A 955-nucleotide genomic window follows, 5' to 3' on the forward strand; every position below is an offset into this window, starting at 1 on the left:
GAAAATTTTGACGAGCGAAAAAGTGTTCCGAAAATTCGAATTTAAAAGACCTTAAAAATTTAAAATTGAAATTATTTTCCAATTATTGAATAGAGTTTTTAAATTTTTGAGCAATTGAGCCTAACGTGTTTGTACAAGATTTTTTGCTGTGGTTAAGCGATAAAGTTAATAAATAATAACTGAATAGAAAGTCCGCGAGGACTTTCCTAAATAAGCCAGAACCAAAGCAATTAATTTTGTACGGTGTTACCCAACGTTTTATTCCCAATAGTCAATTATTCCGTCGTTGTGCTTTTCTTTCAGATAATCATTAACCATTTTGTTATAACAAATCATTTCGGATTGAATAGAACAACCCATTCCAAAAGTTTCAATTTTATATTTATTTTTCAGTGTTTTATCTAATTCAATATCGTATCCAAATCCGAACTGAAAATATTTAATTTCTCCTTTTTTTAAGTCCGTTGCGAATCTATTTTCCATTTCCTCACAGGTTTCTAATTTAGAATATTCCGAAAATCGTTTTTGGGTTTGTAAAGCTTGATAATATTCAGTGACCAAGTATAAATTTAGAACTAAACAAATTCCAAATGTTCCAATTATTATTCTAGTCAAAAATTTTCGCTTTTTTTTTAGAATAAAATAAAATCCAAAACTGATTAAACTAATTATAAATAGAATTTGAGAAATTTCCAATTCCAGTTTTATATTAGACCAATTCCACATTTTAACTGAATTGAAAACCAGAAGAACAATTCCGGTAATTCCTAAAATGAGAAATAAGTATTTAGTTTTAGAGTTCATTCAGTCTTAATGTTGGGTAACGTGTTTGTGTTATGGAAAGTTGCGTTTTTGTGTGCGAGGATTTTCCAACGGAAAATTTGAAGTACGCAAAAATGCAACTGCCTTTGGTAAAGCACTAATTTAGCAATTTTCTATACACGGTGTTAGCAAA

The 955-nt window shown here is 28.9% G+C and carries 1 protein-coding gene; it reads right to left on the reverse strand.

Features of this window, described 5'->3' with window-relative positions:
• Positions 1–258: 258 nt before the first annotated feature.
• The gene (locus ES044_RS18315) at positions 259–615 is read right to left on the reverse strand and encodes a hypothetical protein (RefSeq protein ID WP_147120791.1); all 357 of its coding nucleotides are present in this window, start codon (positions 613–615) and stop codon (positions 259–261) included.
• Positions 616–955: the final 340 nt, after the last annotated feature.

The sequence above is a fragment of the Polaribacter sp. IC066 genome (assembly GCF_007997085.1).
Classification (GTDB): Bacteria; Bacteroidota; Bacteroidia; order Flavobacteriales; family Flavobacteriaceae; genus Polaribacter.